This window comes from Ruegeria sp. CDSB086 (assembly GCF_059611065.1).
On record NZ_JBXWOV010000013.1, the window covers coordinates 19,973 to 35,353 of the forward strand.

Genomic DNA, 15,381 nt, shown 5'->3' on the forward strand with positions numbered 1-15,381 from the left:
GCAGGATTGAATGCCATGATTGTTCTTGTCTGCGGGAATGTTTCACCACCCGAGTTGCGTCGAATGTCTCGCCTGACGGGTACTCGCGAATTGCTCGGGTTTCTGATCACAAATTGCCTGAAGCAGTGTGTGGCACTACGAGTGATAACCCCGACAAGCTCGAAGCAGAAGCCACCAAAGCAACGCACAATTCAATCAGGATATGGAAAGGCTATGAAAAAACGCCACAAACCACGGGGTCCGGAGAACCCGGCATCTTTTGAAGTAAGTCGAAGTCGAAGGTTTTCTATACGACGCATTGCCAACTCAGTTCAGTTTGTACGTTCAGCGTTCGTCGCGCTCATCTGTGGTGCCGCTCTGAGTGGATGTGCCGCCAACATGGCGGCGACAGGCAGAGATGGCCCTGATCTGAGCGTCGTTAGCCAGGAGGCCACCCGGTTCAAAGTTGAACGCCAGTTGGGCTCACCCGATGAATTGCAGCAACAAGCCAATGGAGACTGGGTGGCCGTCTATGATGTTGAGCCCAGGACAAAACCGAACCTTGCGCGAGCAGCAGGTCATGGAACATTGGATCTTTTTACCTTCGGGCTTTGGGAAGTTGTGGGTGGCCCGCTAGAGGTGGCACACGCGCGTCGGGTACTGGTCACTGCCCGATATGACCAATCAGGGAAACTGCTTCAAATGACCAGTAAACCCAAACCCATCTTCTAAATCAAAGTTTTGGATCACGGCTGGACGGAAACCGGAAAGCGGTAATTCCAATACCCCCACTAACGGAAAATCACTCCCTCTGGCGCATCACGTATGGCCAGCGTTCAGATGGCCTTTCCACACAACCAAAAGAACGGACCTTTAAAATGAAGACTATCACGATGATTGCGCTTGCTGCCATGATGCCGACTTTGTCCTTGGCAAATGAAAGCTGGACCGGCTTCAACGCCGGTTTGCAGCTATCCACAATCGATGTCTCCGAGGGCAACAACGACAACGGAAATGCGGCCCTCGGTCTCCATGCTGGTTATCTTCACGATTTTGACGGTTACATAATTGGTGGTGAACTTACTTATGACGCAGGTGCTGAGGTTGAGTCCGGAGGGAAAGCCGAAAAAGTCGATACTGTACGCCTGAAGTTCAAAGGCGGGCATGTAATTGGCCGGACATACCTTTATGGCGTGATTGGTTACGCGAACATCGATGGCGGATCCACGAGCGAAGACGGCTATTCTGCTGGCTTTGGCGTGGCCTATCGTGCGACGGACAGGGTTCTGGTTGGTCTTGAATACCTACGAGACACATATGACACGCCGGGTGATGATATCACGGCTGAATCTGTCGCGCTTCGGGTGTCCTACAAGTTCTAGCTGTAGCCATTCGAGATTTCGAAAATGGCGGGGACTTCAAACAGTTCCCCACTATTTTACCACCTTCAAATTTCGACGAGGCGCCAGGTGACTAAAGTATCGACTCTAAAGAATGAACGGCTACCCCTAGGACCAATTAAAGTGAAAGCTTGGCTCGGCTATCTTTCTTTTATGGTCTCGAAACGCCCAGCGTTTATGGGCGGTCCTGTTTTCCCGCGTTTGCCCAAACATGGGGAGCTGGCATTCCTGTCTAATCACATGCGTCGCGATGTTGGCCTCCCAGAATATCACGAGCGCGAGCCCAATCTCTACCTGAGGTATTGAGATCAGGTCGCAACGGAATTCGAGACGCCACCGCAATGCAATAATCCAATGGACAGCGAGCAATGTACTCATTCAAACTTCGACGCCTTCTCTTACTACTGACATTTTGTGTTGCCATCGTTGCTGGATGGTCTTTTGCCCAGGATCGTCAAGAAGTTACCGTGACGCGCAGCGGTGAAGATGTTGCAGCCAAAAAGTGTTTCGGAAGTTTCGTTTCACAGGAAGTAGTTGTTCTTGGCGGAATTGAACAAACGATACTTATTCGCACTTGTGATTTGTCCCAACCGGTGCTGCTTTTTTTGCACGGAGGTCCGGGTGGTGCCGTGATGCCCTGGGTCGAATTGTTTCACACGCCCTTGCTGGAAGAGAGCTTTGTCGTTGTCCATTGGGATCAACGCGGAGCCGGAAGTTCATTCAACGAAGATCTCACGATAGAAGGCATCGCGCCATCCAAGTTGGTGTCGGATACACTTCAACTTACCAACCTCTTACGCGACCGCTTTGGGCAAGAAAAAATATTCCTGACCGGGCATTCCTGGGGCAGCGCGCTAGGTTTCATGACTATCGCAGAAAATAGTTCACCCTATCACGCATTCATCCCAACGTCAGAGCGTGTCGCGTGGGTAAGCAGTATGAACATGGGCTTTGAGTGGGCATTGGATCAGGCAGAAGTTCGCGGCGATGCTGAAACTCAGCGGAAACTCAAGGCGATTGAGCCGTTCGATGCACTTGATGAGGCAGATCTCACCGTTCAGCGTGAAGTTTTAGCAGACTACGGAGCCGGAGACTTTCATACCGAAGGGCTATGGGATCGCTATCTCTCCTATGTGCTAGAAGGGCGGAGCCCCTACTACACGGACGCACAGGTTAAGAACTATCTCCGCGGTCTTGAGCTATCGAGCACAGCAATTGAACAGCCCGAGATCGTTGGTGCATACGACCTCGTCACCTCGCACCCGGTCCTAGATCTACCGGTCCACTTCATAACTGGAGCAGAAGACCAGAACACCCCGGCAGATCTGGCACATGAGTATTACAAACACCTCAAGGCTCCAGCGAAGAGTTTTACCCGTATCGATGGCGCCGCCCATATGGTGATGTACGACCAACCCATTGCCTGGGCTGAAGCCCTGGTTCAAATAAGAAACCAGACGCCTACCAACTGACGAGCGGTACGGCGCGTCGTCATACAGTTCAATCAATCCTACCCCTCCCATTTTCGGAGAGGTGGATCAAGGAGTTGCAAAGATGGACATAGCTCGATTTTCCGAACGCCTGATGGGCATGAAGGACGAGGTTTGGCTGCGGCATGCGAACCCTTGGTCCGTCTGGACCCGTGTGTTGACACCCCTGCCGCTTATGGGCTTGGCAATCTGGAGCAGAGCATGGATTGATTTTTGGGCATGGCTTGCGGTCGGCGTCGTTCTTGTCTGGATATGGACCAACCCACGCGTTTTTTCGCGGCCGGAGACTTTCGACAGTTGGTCCGCGCAGGGTGTTCTTGGCGAGCGTGTCTGGCTGCGGCACCGCGATAAGGTTGCGGCTCATCATAAACGCGCCGCAAATGCAGTTGCCTTCGCCAGTAGTATGGGTCTGGTGCCTTTTGCATACGGCCTTTGGGCGTTCGATCTGGGGTTCACTTGCCTCGGCATAGTTGTGATCTCAGGTGGCAAGATGTGGTTTGTGGACCGCATGGCCTGGGTTTGGAGCGACTTCGTGCGCGACGGTGGAACTCTAGATGATCTGACAGTTGGAAGTTGAGCTATGGCACCACACTTCCATCAATCGGAATGTTCTGAGCTTCTTGCATCATTCAAGGGTACGATGGGTGGCACGGCGAGGATCAGCCTCAACAGGCTTCACCCAAGAGAATATTCTAAACAATCAGGTTACACACATGATTATCGAAGTTCGCCGCTACACACTAAAACCCGGACGTCGCGAGGAGTTTATAGAGTTCTTTGAACAAGAGAACCGTGTTGCATTGCGAGGCGCCGGGATGCTGGTCTTTGGCCCCCTGCGAGATCTGGACAATCCGGACAAAGTCCACTGGATGCGGGCATTCTCGTCGCTCGAGGAACGAGACAGGATCAAAGATAGTTTCTACAAGGGACCCGTATGGAACAAGCACATCGAGCCCTTGGTAATGCCCTTAATCGCCCACTTCGAGGCGGATGTAACCGAAACAACAAACGGGTTTGAGAATTTCGGCGGTGGCGTATCCCTTTAAATTCCGGGGCCCACAATCCGAAGGGCTGACAGAAGAGAACAAGACACGTTCCACAGCACCGATTGTAGCCACTGGCGGGTGCGCAGTGGGTGGCGATGATCCAAAACAGACCTTGATCGGACGGCAAACTAGCGACGCCAATACCCACCCAATTAACCGGAAGCGAAAAAGGCATTAGATCTCGAAAGTAAAGAGGGCTGCGACCGCAGCTTCTCGGCTGGCTGCTGAATGTCTGCTGTGGGCCGCCCTCGTGATCAGCTATTGGCGGGGCAGGGGGCTTTGCTGCAAGGGCACCGAGGTCAGCAGCGAGCTCAAAACGGAAAATTAGATTCCCCGGCTCTTCTCAGTCATCCGTGATATCGTTTTCAGGCTTGCGGTTGGTAAGCGGGGCACAATGGGGGAATGGGGAATGACAAGCGACATTACAGTTGTTGGACTGGGCGCAATGGGAACTGCTCTGGCAACCGCGCTCTTGGACTCCGGGCGTAATGTTACCGTCTGGAACCGCACGCAAGACAAAATAGAGCCCTTGGTGGAGCGGGGTGCGCGGGGTGCCGATGAATTGGATGAGGCCATTTCGGCAAGCCCTAGGACATTGATCTGCCTTCTCAACTACGCAACCACAAACGCTCTTTTTGATACTCCTCCAGTCTCAAAGGCTGCCGTCGGTAGCGACATTATTCAGCTTGGCACTTCGTCGCCGCAAGAATCTGAGGACAGTAAAAAGCAATTTAACAATTGGGGCGCAGGTTACCTTGACGGCACGATCATGTGTTGGCCAGGCGACATCGGAACGTCAACCGGCCGGATAGCGGTCGCAGGAGACGAAATCGCATTTTCTGATAGCAAAGCAGACCTTGACGTACTCGCCGGCGATTTACGCTACTTGGGTTCCAACGTCCGCTCGGCAGCGACATTGGAGCTTGCGTTTCTTTCGCGACTCCTTGGCATAATTTTTGGAAGTATACACGGATCGCTTGTCTGCGAAGCCGAGGGGTTACCTGTGTCTGAGTTCACGTCCATCCTTCCGCCTGGTGACAGGGCTATTCCTCTAACCGAAGCAATCCATGCAGGCTCTTTCGACGAGATTTCTGGCGGCGGCGCATCAGTTGATGTGGCAGCAGAGGCGGTCACCGGTTTGTACGATCACGCTGTTTCCATGGGTATCAACACTGAACTACCGACTGTAATGCGCAATTGGGTCAAACGTGCGCAGGACGCTGGCTTTGGAAAACAGGAAACAGCAGCAATTATCAAAGCGCTTCGTAAAAATTGAGGCGCCAATTGTCCGCTGCGTCCGCAGACTGTGAGTTACCGTTCTACAGGATTTCGCACGCGCGACGAACGGCAGCTATGCGGGTTGCGACTGCAGCATCGAGACAAGCCGATGGATGTCGGCTAAGGGCTGTTACCACGCGTTCCAACAAACTGACTTATCGGCAGCATTGTCCCGCCCGGCAGTCGTTCATGTCGCCTGCAGCAAACGTCTGCTTTGAGCCCAAAGCAGTCAATCGTTCGACTTTTCCAAAATATTTAAAAAAAGTGCACTGCATATCAAAAACGGGTGTAGCCTCACTTGTGTAGTTAGGGGAGAACGCTAATGCAAACAAAGGACCCGGCAAATTCAGCAAGGTACGCTCAGCGCTTAATTGTCTCTAGTTCCACGTTGGGTGCCTTGGCTTATTTGCTATTGCCGGGCGATGCCTGGGCCCAAAGTTCGCAATCTTGCGTCGAAGTTGGTGCTCCCCGTGACGAATACACTGCTGGAACAGAGACTATTCTTAGCGGGCAGACGATATCTTCTACTGTGAAAACCTGCCTGCCAATTCCAAACGGACCCATCACGGCGCTTCTGATTGGTAATTCTTCCATAACGCCTTCTGGGGAAATTGAGCTTTATGTCCCGGGGCAGAGTCAAAATCCAGACAGAGCATCGGTACTGACTTTGTTGAACGTCGATGTAGCGGCTGGGAGCGGCGACTTTGTTTCACGGGAGGCCTTGACGACGCAAATCAACGGCACACTACGAGTCAATATTGTAGGGACTTCGATTGGATCAGGACGATCCATGACATTTGCACCTGCAAACGGTGGCGATGTTGATCCTACAGAGGTTTACTTCCAGTCAGATACTCCATTGACCTACGATGATTTGACAGTCACTAACGCGACAGAAATCGCTTTTGGTGTGCTCAATATTCAGACAAGAGTTGCTGAAGCGTCTGATTTTACTCTGACCAACAGTTCGATGTCGGCCACTAGCGATATGGTGATAGGTGGCGGCACAACGCTACGACTCGATGCATCCAGCAGTCTGACCACGGTCGATTTTGATAACTTTGGTACTCTGGCCGGCAACGGCACCGTGAACGCATTCAATTTCAACGTGAGAAATGGCGCTGTTCTTTCACCGGGCTCCTCGATTGGGACGTTGAATATTAATAGTGCAATTTCCTTCGATGCAGGGTCGACGATTTTGTCGGAAGTCGACCCCACAGCGGCACAAAATGCGGATCTGGTTTCGTCAACAGACGCAGTCACTGGTATCAACAAAGCTACCATACAAGTCGAAGCTGCTCGGCCCGGCCTGACTGCGCAAGACTACGCTGCCGGCAACAATTATACTGTTTTTCGAGCTTCAAGTTTTGATGGAGACTCACCGACGCTCGTTGCAGGTGGATCTCTGCCAGCTTTGTCTAACCTTACGATAGCCAATACGCCCACGGCAGATGGTCAGGTCGACATTGCATTCACTGCACAACCGGTCTCAAGCTTACCGCAGAACCCGGCAGTTACCAGTTCGCCAAATGCCAGCAACCTCGCAGGAGCGGTTGCTAATACCACAAACACGTCACCGGGGACGGGGCTCAGTAGTGGCTCAACAATTGGTGCCGCAGTCAACACGCTCACCAATTCAGGTCTGGCTGGGTTTAATCGTGTGCATGCGGAACCCTATTCCTCCAACCTGACCATTGGGCTTGAGCAACTAGACCTGATAACCAACACGGTTCTGAGCCATGCTGACTGCCGCAAATTTCAAGCAGTTGGTCTCAACAATCAAAACCGACCCGTTGCATCAGGTGGCATCGACACGGTCCACAGCCCTAGTGGTGCAGTCGACTGCTCTGATCGGCGCTGGTGGATCGACACAGCGTATGTGAGCGGGGACGTTGATGGAACTAACGGCCTCGGGACATTCGACTATTCGCTCGGCACCATTTTGGTCGGTGCGGATGTCTTCAGTTCGGAAAGAGGGGTCGTTGGCGTGTACGCAGGATTCGGGACGTCCTCAATGGATGAGCACGATCAAGTTGATCAGGACTTTTCCACCGACAGCTATCACGCGGGCGTCTACGGGCGTACAACGACTGGAACGTGGGAGTTCTCTGGGCTGATCGGTTACATGTTCGGTGAAACTGACGCCAAGCGGAATAACCCTTCTGTAGACGGATTTACGGGAGGCGAGGCAAAGTCGGATTTGGACCAAGAAGGCATTCACGCCGGTATCCAGGCACGGAAGCTGTTTAATCTGGAGAGTGGCGCAAGAGTTTCCACGGTTTTCGGACTAAACTACGGGCGCATCCAACAAGGCTCTGGAACAGAAACCGGAGGCGGCGATTTCAACTATTCAATTGAAAAAGCGGATGCAGAGTCTTTGGTCGCCTCGATTGGCGTCGACTATCAACGGGACTTTTTGAGTGACAATGGTGTGCTAACCCCAATTGCCTTTGCTCGCTACGAGTACGACTTTTTTGCCAACAAGGATAGTGAGCATGAAGTCACGGTTACAAGCCCGATATTTGGGACATTTACGCAGGTCGGGCAAAACCGAGGAACCAACGGCTTCGTCCTCGGGTTGGGGCTGGGATATCAAATATCCGAGCAAGCCAGACTAACAGCAGGATACGGCTATTCGGTACGTTCAAATGGTCAAGAACATGGTTTGGGGGCAAATCTTAGTGTTCGATTCTGATTTCGTGACACAGTTGTTTCTTTTTTGACATCATACACGTTGACCACAGTTGTTGCGGCAATCATCGATGAGCCCTGTGGACGTCAGCTTTGTCCGCAACGTGGACATTCGAACAAGTTGCAGCGTACGGCTGCTGTGTGGACAAACCAGGCTTTCGCGATTGGACAAAGCATGTCCGCTTAGCGCCAGTCTCCGACCTTGGCGTCAGGATGTCTGAAAGCGCACTTGACCTACTTTGCACTCATGTTTCCCAAGGAGGCTTGGTGCCAATCTCAGCGACCAGAAAATCCATGAACACCCGCACTTTGGGGGACAGCACGTTGGACTTGGGATAGATCAACCACAAGACATTGTCTTCGCTGGCCTCAAAGCTTGGGAGAACCCGTATCAATCGGCCTGATTTTAGTTGATCGTGCACGCTCCATAGAGCGTTCAAGGAAATACCGGCTCCGGCTAATGTGGCGTGAACCTGGCATTGACCGTCATCGATAATCAATTGACCTTTGGCTGATGCGGGATCGAAAATGGCGTTCTCGCCTGCCGGTCCTGTCAGTGGTCGCGGTTGTCGGTTTTGGAAAGCGATCAGATGGTGGTTTGTCAAATCGGCTGGTGTATCGAGAACGCCGTGCGTGTCGAGGTAGTGCGGCGCGGCACAAAGAATACGCTGGTCATCAGCCAGTTTGCGACCCTTAAGGCTGCTGTCGACAAGTGGCGCGTTCCTGAGTGCCAGATCATAGCTTCCTTCGATCAGGTCGAACTGCACATCCGACAGACGCAGATCTATTGTGAGGTCGGGGTGCTGTTCAAGGAACTTAGGCAGGATTGGCGCAATGTAGAGCTGTGCAAAACTGCTTGGCGCAGCGAAGCGCAACGTGCCCTTGATGGTTGTTTTTTGCTTGCCCAGAGCCGCAAGTGCGGCCTCTTCCTGCGCGATGATTTCTCGGGCGAAAGGCAGGAAATCGGCACCTTCAACTGACAGCGACACTTTGCGTGTAGTGCGATGCAGCAATTCGGAACCCAAGCTCTGCTCCAACTTGGCGAGCTTTGCGCTTGAGACGGCCGGGGCCATTCCAAATGCGCGCCCCGCCGCGCTGATGTTCAACATTTCTGCCGCTCTTACAAATAATCGCAGCGCGTCTGTATCAATTCCCATTATGTGGCAAACCCGAATTATCAATCCGTGAATAGGTAGTTTATATGCAATTGGATTGACGTTAAATCCCTCTCATCGATGCAATGAAGCATGGGAAGGAGGCGCAAATGGCGCGGACAGCCACAGTCAACTACCACGTTCACACACTCTATCGGCAAGCATTTGAGCTAGATGCAGGCGGGACTGCTGGTAATCCGGTGTCCCCCGAACTGACCTCCGCGGTTGTTGCACTGGAAGATACCCGCGTGACTACCAACACAGTTGCATTTGCCTCTGATGCCGTTGAATTCATATCGCTGGAAACGCAGGTTCGGGATTTTGCCGGAGAGGCTTGGAAACCGGTATACGATGCTGAGCTGACAGCGACGTTGTCGGACAGGTTGGGCGTGCGCGAGGTTGTAGTTTTTGATCACACTGGTCGGACGGATGACTCCCATGCAACGCGCAAAAGCATCGAGAGCCGTACTTTGGTGCTCTACTAAAGGAACCCAGAGATGTTGGATAAAGTGCAGCCGGTTGAGTTTGACCAAATCAATGTGGCCTATAACCGGGTGTTCCGTCCCGGACGGCTGAGCGTTGGCCTTGTGTTGCCTCTCGAAGCCTATGCCGTCGACGCAGAGCCGACGCTACGGGGACACCTGAAAGCGGCTCAGAAAGCCGAGGAGCTTGGGTTTGCGGCACTTTGGCTGCGCGACGTACCTTTCAATGTTCCAAGCTTTGGCGATCCCGGACAAGTTTACGATCCATTTGTCTATCTGGGTGCTCTGGCAACAGTGACAGACCGGATTGCGCTTGGAACGTCGAGTGTCATCCTGCCATTGCGTCACCCTGCGCATGTGGCCAAAGCAGCGGCGACCGCAGATATGCTCTCGAGTGGTCGGTTGCTGTTGGGCGTTGCTTCAGGTGACCGCCCCGAGGAGTACCCGGCGATGAACCACAGCTTTGACGACCGAGGGGCACGTTTCCGCGACAGCATTGACTACATTCGCGCGGTTGGAACGGTCTATCCCAAGTATGAAAGCGCTCAGGGCACGCTGTCTGGCGGTATTGACCTATTGCCAAAGCCGCATGGCACACGTCTGCCGATGCTTATTACCGGCGGTAGCCAGCAATCCCCCGATTGGGTGGCGCAGAACGGCGACGGTTGGATGACCTATCCGCGCAATGCGTCTGCCCAGGGGCAGGTCATCGCGGATTACCGACGACGCGTTAGGGAAGCGGGCCAACTGGACAAGCCCGTCATGCAGTCGCTTTATGTCGATGTCGTTGCCGACCCCGCTGCGCCTCCGCGTCCGATCCATCTTGGGTTTCAGTCTGGCACCGATTTCCTTCGCAGCTATCTGCGCGAGGTTGAAACGCTCGGGGTCAATCACGTCGCCCTGAACGTTCGGTTCAATCAAGCTTCCATCGATTCAACCCTCGAACACCTAGCAGACACTTTGCTGTCTGACTTTTCCTAAAGGAACAGACCGATGACCAAAACTATTCTCATCACAGGCTCGACCGACGGCATTGGCTTGCTCACAGCAAAGAAGCTGGCCGCCGATGGGCACAAAGTGCTTTTGCATGGTCGCAGTGTACCCAAATTGGAGAGCGCAGCTGCCGCTGTCGGAGGCGATGTCGAAACCTATGCCGCAGATCTGAGCGATCTGTCCGCGGTTCGAAAACTGGCCGAAAGCATACGGGCCGAACATGACAGGTTGGATGTATTGATCAACAACGCAGGTGTGCTGAAAGCCCCGCAAACCGTGCTTGAGAATGGGCAGGATATCCGCTTTGTGGTGAACACGCTCGCACCATACCTTTTGACCGAATTGCTACTGCCGATCATTCCCCCCGACGGGCGGGTCGTGAATCTGTCATCGGCAGCACAGGCCCCGGTGAACATCAAGGCCATGCAAGGCAATGTTCCGCTGGCGGATATGGAAGCCTATGCTCAAAGCAAGCTGGCTATCACCATCTGGACCCGGGAATGGGCGAGATCGCAAACCGAGGCACCGGTTATGGTCGCTGTAAATCCCGGATCACTATTGGCCTCAAAAATGGTGAAAGAGGGCTTCGGCGTTGCCGGGAACGACATGAGCATAGGTGCTGATGTTCTTGTTGATGCGGCGTTGGGTGAGCAGTTCGCTGGTGCGTCGGGTGCATATTTCGACAATGATAGTGGAGCCTTCACAAATCCGCATGCTGCGGCGCTGGACAAAGGTCACGTTGCAGACGTCATGAACACAATAAGAGACTTGATCAGCCAGACTGCCTGACCAACGCGGCGCGAAAGCGCCTCGTACTTCCACCATTAACTCTCCCCTGACCCTCGCGCATGCCGCGTCGAGGCCCAAGAAAGGACTGCCTGATGAAATTCGAGAACTTTCAAACCTTTGACGTAGCCGTTGAGAACGGTATCGCTACAGTGACATTCAACTTTGGCTCCGTGAATGTGCAGGGCCAGGAAATGCTGGCAGATCTCAACAGTCTGGCCATGCGGCTGGAGCGTGATCGCGATACCAAGGTCGTAATCTTTCAATCTGCCAATCCGGAAATCTGGGTCTGCCACTACGACACCGACCTGCTCAAGGACATGTCGACTGAGGCAGTATCCCGCGAGGATGCGCAGCTTTTGGATCTGCAATCCATCTGCGAGCGGATCAGTAAGGTGCCGCAGGCAACTATCGCAAAGCTGGAAGGGTTTGCACGTGGTGGTGGGCACGAATTGGCGTTGGCCCTCGACATGCGCTTTGCAGCGCGGGGAAAGTATAAGTTCATGCAGATGGAAGTTGGCATGGGTATCCTGCCCTGCGGCGGCGGCGCCTCGCGCATGGCGCGTCAGACCGGCCTTGGAAAAGCGCTTGAGATCATCCTGAGCGCGCAAGACTACGACGCGGATGATGCAGAGCGTTTGGGCACCATCAACAAGGCTCTGGAGCCGGATGAAATCGGCCCGTATGTGACCGCACTTGCCGAACGGATCGCACAATTCCCCGCAGAGTCGATCAATGCCTGCAAACAGATGGTTTATGAATCCATCGACAAACCGATTGATGAGGCGCTGAAGGCCGAAGCCTATTGGCTCTATCAGGCCACCAGCAAAACTCCGGCGGTCAAACGATTCACCATCGCGGATGAACAAGGCCTGGAACACGACATCGAAAACCAGCGCAAGTGGGGCGATCTGGTGATGCAGGTGCAGGACATCAACTGATCCCCCGAACCAAACCATCACGGAAGAAAAGGAATACCCCAATGAAAGCAATGGTTTTAAATACCTACGGACCCGATGCACCGTTCGAGCTTGGTGAAGTGCCCGACCCGGTCGCGATACCTGGGCATGTGGTCGTCAAAGTGGCCGCGGTTAGCGTCAATACCGTCGATACAATGATCCACAGCATGGGCGCGGACCTGCCCCTGTCCCCCAAATTGCCGGCTGTGCTTGGTATGGACTTTGCTGGCAAGGTCATCGCGATTGGCGAAGGCGTGACAGGTTTTGCCATCGGCGATGAGGTGTTCGGCTGCGCCGGTGGTTTGGTGGACCTTCCGGGCTCTCTGGCACAGTACATCAATGCAGATGCCCGCCTGATTGCACATAAGCCTAAGACTCTGGGCATGCGGGAAGCCGCCGCTCTACCTCTCGTTGGCATCACGGCCTACGAAGGGTTAACCCGCGCCGGTGTTGGCGAAGGGCAGACTGTTCTGGTTCAGGGCGGCGCAGGTGGCGTTGGTCATGTCGCGGTTCAAATCGCCCGTCATCTTGGCGCAAACGTGTCCGCGACAGGCCGCGGCGCAGATCAGTTGTCCTTGATCGAGGGTCTTGGTGCGCGTCCCTTAGATTTTACAACGCAAACAGTCGAGGACTATGTTGCCGAGCATACTGATGGCGTGGGCTTCGATGTGGTGTTTGATAGCGTTGGCGGGCTGAACATGACGAACTCGTTCGAAGCCGCCAGGCTCAATGGCCATGTCGCCTCAACGGTCGCGATGGTCGAGATTGATTTGACGCCTGCGCATTTCAAAGGTCTGTCTCTGCACGTCGTTTTCATGCTGATCCCAATGATGCACGATGTCGGGCGGCAAACCCATGGAGACATCTTGCGGTCGTTGGCGGATCTGGTGGATTCTGGCAGGCTCAAGCCAATTGTCGACGAACAGAAGTTTGGGTGGGGCAATGTCGATGCCGCCTATGCGCATCTAACGCATGGAGGTGCGGTCGGAAAAGTCGTTGTGGAACTATGATCTGATCCGGTTGGGGTTGGTGCGCGTAAGATGACCTTGCGCACCAACTCAGTTTGAGCTGCAATTGATGTCGCCTTTCAGTGCTTAGCTGACTTCAGTGTAAACTCCAGCATAGGTTACTTTGGGCTCGTTGCTGAAGTTCACTGCACCCTGTAACAGTGACCGATAGGCAGTCCAAAGCGGTCTTTGATTTCGAATCCCCAAAGTTGAATTCAGGCCGTACGGAGCCTTGGTGGCTATATTATTATTGGCTTCAACAAGGGTCTTCGCGATAGAATAGCAGACGTTAAGGGGTGGCACGAATGTAGACCGCGACGGGTATTACCTCTAACGTGGTTTTCGCGGAGGGCTGACTGTGAAGCGGAAACTTGCGGCGATATTGGCAGCCGATGTCGTCGGCTTCTCACGCCTTATGGGGCGCGATGAAGAAAACGCAATTCGGCGTCTAAACCTTCTGCTTTCTGAATTGGTTCAACCCCAAATACGCGATTCCAGTGGGCGAATTGTCAAGTTGATGGGCGATGGTCTGTTGGCCGAATTCACAAGTGTGGTCGACGCGGCGGACTGCGCTGTCGCCATTCAACGGGCTATGCAGGACCGAGAACCTGACGCCCCCCACGGACAACCCATTCAGTTGCGGATCGGTATTCATCTGGGAGATGTGATTTCCGAAGGCTCCGATATTTTTGGGGAAGGCGTCAACGTGGCCGCAAGATTGGAAGCAATCGCAGAACCTGGAGGCGTCTGCATTTCCGAAGATGTATACCGTCAGATCAAAGGAAAGGTCTCTGGCAGTTTCAGGGATCTGGGCGAGCAAAACTTAAAAAACATCGAACATAAGATTGGGGCCTACAACATCGATCTCGACCCGGCGCGCCTGTCACCTGAGTTCTACGAAGTTCTGACAGGTGAGCGGTTGGAGTTGCCGGACCAACCTTCAATCGCTGTCCTGCCATTTCAAAACATGTCAGGCGACCCAGAGCAGGAATACTTCGCGGACGGAATTACCGAAGACATCATCACTGCCTTGTCGCATATCAATGGTCTCATCGTGATGGCGCGCAATTCGACGTTTGCCTACAAAGGAAGGTCTGTCGATGTAAGACAGGTCGGACGGGAATTAGGTGTTCGTTTCGTCCTTGAAGGGAGTGTCCGAAAGGCGGGGCAGCGGGTTCGCATCACAGGGCAGCTTATTGAATGTCAATCCGGCTCGCATTTGTGGGCCGACCGGTATGACCGTCAGATTGAAGATATTTTTGCAGTTCAAGATGAAATCACACGCGAAATCTCCGTTTCATTGGCGGTCAACCTTACACACGGGCAAGAGCTCAGACTTTGGGCTGATCAAGCGCCTAACTTTGAGGCGTGGGACTTGATGATGCGTGGCATCAGTGAACAATACAAATTTACAAAAGAAGGGAACCTTTCCGCGATTCAGCTTTACCGGAAAGCAGTTGAGCTTGACCCCGAGAACTCGTCATTCAAAACGGGCCTAGGGTGGGCGTTGCAAGCTGGTGCCCGCCTTGGGTTCCATCTAGACCCAAAGGCGTCAACTGACGAGGCCCAGTCAATTTGCGATGCATTGTTAAAGAGGAACGATGTCTCAGCTGATGTCTATGCACTACAAGGGTATATTTTCACAAACCAATCTCGTTTTGATGAAGCCAAAGCCTTCTGCAACGAAGCTATCGAACGGCAACCCAGTGTCTCGCTTTCTCATGCCATGCTGGCAATTGCGTACAATAGTTGTGGTGAATTTGAGGAAAGCCTGAACAGCATGCGAAAGGCCATTCGGCTGTCGCCCTATAGCCCAGACTGGTATTTCAGCCATTTGGGGGATGCCTATCGCGGATTAGGGCAGCTGGAGCAGGCAAGAACGGTTTACCGGCACTTGGAAACCCGCCTGCCTGGCACCGTGTTGTGCCAAGTCCGTATGGCCGCGATCCACGCTGATTTTGATGACACTGAAAACGCCAAGAAAGCGGTAGAGGCCGTTCTTTCCATCGATCCGCAATTTTCAGTTCAAACCTATACCGGCCACACCGTCTACAAGACTGACGCCCTGCGCAAGTTCTGGGCGGATGCTATGCTAAAAGCGGGTCTACCAGAATAA

14 protein-coding genes are annotated in these 15,381 nt (G+C 53.5%); 13 read left to right on the plus strand and 1 reads right to left on the minus strand.

The window, feature by feature from the left end:
• Positions 1-15 precede the first annotated feature (15 nt).
• The 7 genes from AC2FIO_RS20980 (at position 16) to AC2FIO_RS21010 (ending at position 7,888) form a co-directional block, all read left to right on the plus strand.
• Entirely contained in the window at positions 16-711 is a 696-nt protein-coding gene (locus tag AC2FIO_RS20980) for a hypothetical protein (protein ID WP_496699834.1), read from the plus strand.
• A 146-nt stretch (positions 712-857) separates the two neighbouring features.
• A complete protein-coding gene (locus AC2FIO_RS20985; RefSeq protein WP_282168684.1) occupies positions 858-1,361 on the plus strand; it encodes an outer membrane protein in 504 nt (167 codons plus the stop codon).
• Positions 1,362-1,747: 386 nt separating this feature from the next.
• Positions 1,748-2,851: an alpha/beta fold hydrolase gene (locus tag AC2FIO_RS20990; protein WP_496699835.1), complete on the plus strand. Its 1,104-nt coding sequence runs from the start codon at positions 1,748-1,750 to the stop codon at positions 2,849-2,851.
• Between the two features lie 82 nt (positions 2,852-2,933).
• Entirely contained in the window at positions 2,934-3,446 is a 513-nt protein-coding gene (locus tag AC2FIO_RS20995) for a DUF6653 family protein (RefSeq protein ID WP_496699836.1), read from the plus strand.
• Between the two features lie 136 nt (positions 3,447-3,582).
• The gene (locus AC2FIO_RS21000) at positions 3,583-3,915 is read left to right on the plus strand and encodes an NIPSNAP family protein (RefSeq protein WP_496699837.1); all 333 of its coding nucleotides are present in this window, start codon (positions 3,583-3,585) and stop codon (positions 3,913-3,915) included.
• A gap of 409 nt (positions 3,916-4,324) precedes the next feature.
• Positions 4,325-5,191: an NAD(P)-dependent oxidoreductase gene (locus tag AC2FIO_RS21005; protein ID WP_282168680.1), complete on the plus strand. Its 867-nt coding sequence runs from the start codon at positions 4,325-4,327 to the stop codon at positions 5,189-5,191.
• A 324-nt stretch (positions 5,192-5,515) separates the two neighbouring features.
• Positions 5,516-7,888 (plus strand): autotransporter family protein, encoded by a 2,373-nt coding sequence (locus AC2FIO_RS21010; RefSeq protein ID WP_496699838.1) that lies wholly within the window; start codon positions 5,516-5,518, stop codon positions 7,886-7,888.
• A gap of 241 nt (positions 7,889-8,129) precedes the next feature.
• Here the strand turns inward: AC2FIO_RS21010 and AC2FIO_RS21015 are convergent, their stop codons facing one another.
• Positions 8,130-9,035, minus strand: coding sequence for a LysR family transcriptional regulator (locus AC2FIO_RS21015; RefSeq protein ID WP_282151899.1), 906 nt, complete (start codon positions 9,033-9,035; stop codon positions 8,130-8,132).
• A 113-nt stretch (positions 9,036-9,148) separates the two neighbouring features.
• On the opposite strand from AC2FIO_RS21015, the gene AC2FIO_RS21020 reads away from it, so the two are divergent.
• The 6 genes from AC2FIO_RS21020 (at position 9,149) to AC2FIO_RS21045 (ending at position 15,381) form a co-directional block, all read left to right on the plus strand.
• On the plus strand, positions 9,149-9,523 hold the full coding sequence (locus AC2FIO_RS21020) for a hypothetical protein (RefSeq protein WP_496699839.1): 375 nt from the start codon (positions 9,149-9,151) through the stop codon (positions 9,521-9,523).
• Between the two features lie 12 nt (positions 9,524-9,535).
• Positions 9,536-10,501, plus strand: coding sequence for a TIGR03571 family LLM class oxidoreductase (locus AC2FIO_RS21025; protein ID WP_496699840.1), 966 nt, complete (start codon positions 9,536-9,538; stop codon positions 10,499-10,501).
• A 12-nt stretch (positions 10,502-10,513) separates the two neighbouring features.
• Positions 10,514-11,302, plus strand: coding sequence for an SDR family NAD(P)-dependent oxidoreductase (locus tag AC2FIO_RS21030; RefSeq protein ID WP_496699841.1), 789 nt, complete (start codon positions 10,514-10,516; stop codon positions 11,300-11,302).
• A gap of 92 nt (positions 11,303-11,394) precedes the next feature.
• Positions 11,395-12,240 (plus strand): enoyl-CoA hydratase/isomerase family protein, encoded by an 846-nt coding sequence (locus AC2FIO_RS21035; protein WP_496699842.1) that lies wholly within the window; start codon positions 11,395-11,397, stop codon positions 12,238-12,240.
• A gap of 41 nt (positions 12,241-12,281) precedes the next feature.
• Positions 12,282-13,268: a zinc-dependent alcohol dehydrogenase family protein gene (locus AC2FIO_RS21040; protein ID WP_496699843.1), complete on the plus strand. Its 987-nt coding sequence runs from the start codon at positions 12,282-12,284 to the stop codon at positions 13,266-13,268.
• Between the two features lie 379 nt (positions 13,269-13,647).
• Positions 13,648-15,381, plus strand: coding sequence for an adenylate/guanylate cyclase domain-containing protein (locus AC2FIO_RS21045; protein ID WP_496699844.1), 1,734 nt, complete (start codon positions 13,648-13,650; stop codon positions 15,379-15,381).

Excerpts from the sequence above, each read along its gene's own strand:
- AC2FIO_RS21025 (WP_496699840.1), top strand. The coding sequence starts at position 9,536 with ATGTTGGATAAAGTGCAGCCGGTTGAGTTTGACCAAATCAATGTGGCC.
- AC2FIO_RS21020 (WP_496699839.1), top strand. The coding sequence starts at position 9,149 with ATGGCGCGGACAGCCACAGTCAACTACCACGTTCACACACTCTATCGG.
- AC2FIO_RS21000 (WP_496699837.1), top strand. The coding sequence starts at position 3,583 with ATGATTATCGAAGTTCGCCGCTACACACTAAAACCCGGACGTCGCGAG.
- AC2FIO_RS21030 (WP_496699841.1), top strand. The coding sequence starts at position 10,514 with ATGACCAAAACTATTCTCATCACAGGCTCGACCGACGGCATTGGCTTG.
- AC2FIO_RS20990 (WP_496699835.1), top strand. The coding sequence starts at position 1,748 with ATGTACTCATTCAAACTTCGACGCCTTCTCTTACTACTGACATTTTGT.
- AC2FIO_RS20980 (WP_496699834.1), top strand. The coding sequence starts at position 16 with ATGATTGTTCTTGTCTGCGGGAATGTTTCACCACCCGAGTTGCGTCGA.
- AC2FIO_RS21010 (WP_496699838.1), top strand. The coding sequence starts at position 5,516 with ATGCAAACAAAGGACCCGGCAAATTCAGCAAGGTACGCTCAGCGCTTA.
- AC2FIO_RS21005 (WP_282168680.1), top strand. The coding sequence starts at position 4,325 with ATGACAAGCGACATTACAGTTGTTGGACTGGGCGCAATGGGAACTGCT.
- AC2FIO_RS21040 (WP_496699843.1), top strand. The coding sequence starts at position 12,282 with ATGAAAGCAATGGTTTTAAATACCTACGGACCCGATGCACCGTTCGAG.
- AC2FIO_RS21035 (WP_496699842.1), top strand. The coding sequence starts at position 11,395 with ATGAAATTCGAGAACTTTCAAACCTTTGACGTAGCCGTTGAGAACGGT.
- AC2FIO_RS20985 (WP_282168684.1), top strand. The coding sequence starts at position 858 with ATGAAGACTATCACGATGATTGCGCTTGCTGCCATGATGCCGACTTTG.
- AC2FIO_RS20995 (WP_496699836.1), top strand. The coding sequence starts at position 2,934 with ATGGACATAGCTCGATTTTCCGAACGCCTGATGGGCATGAAGGACGAG.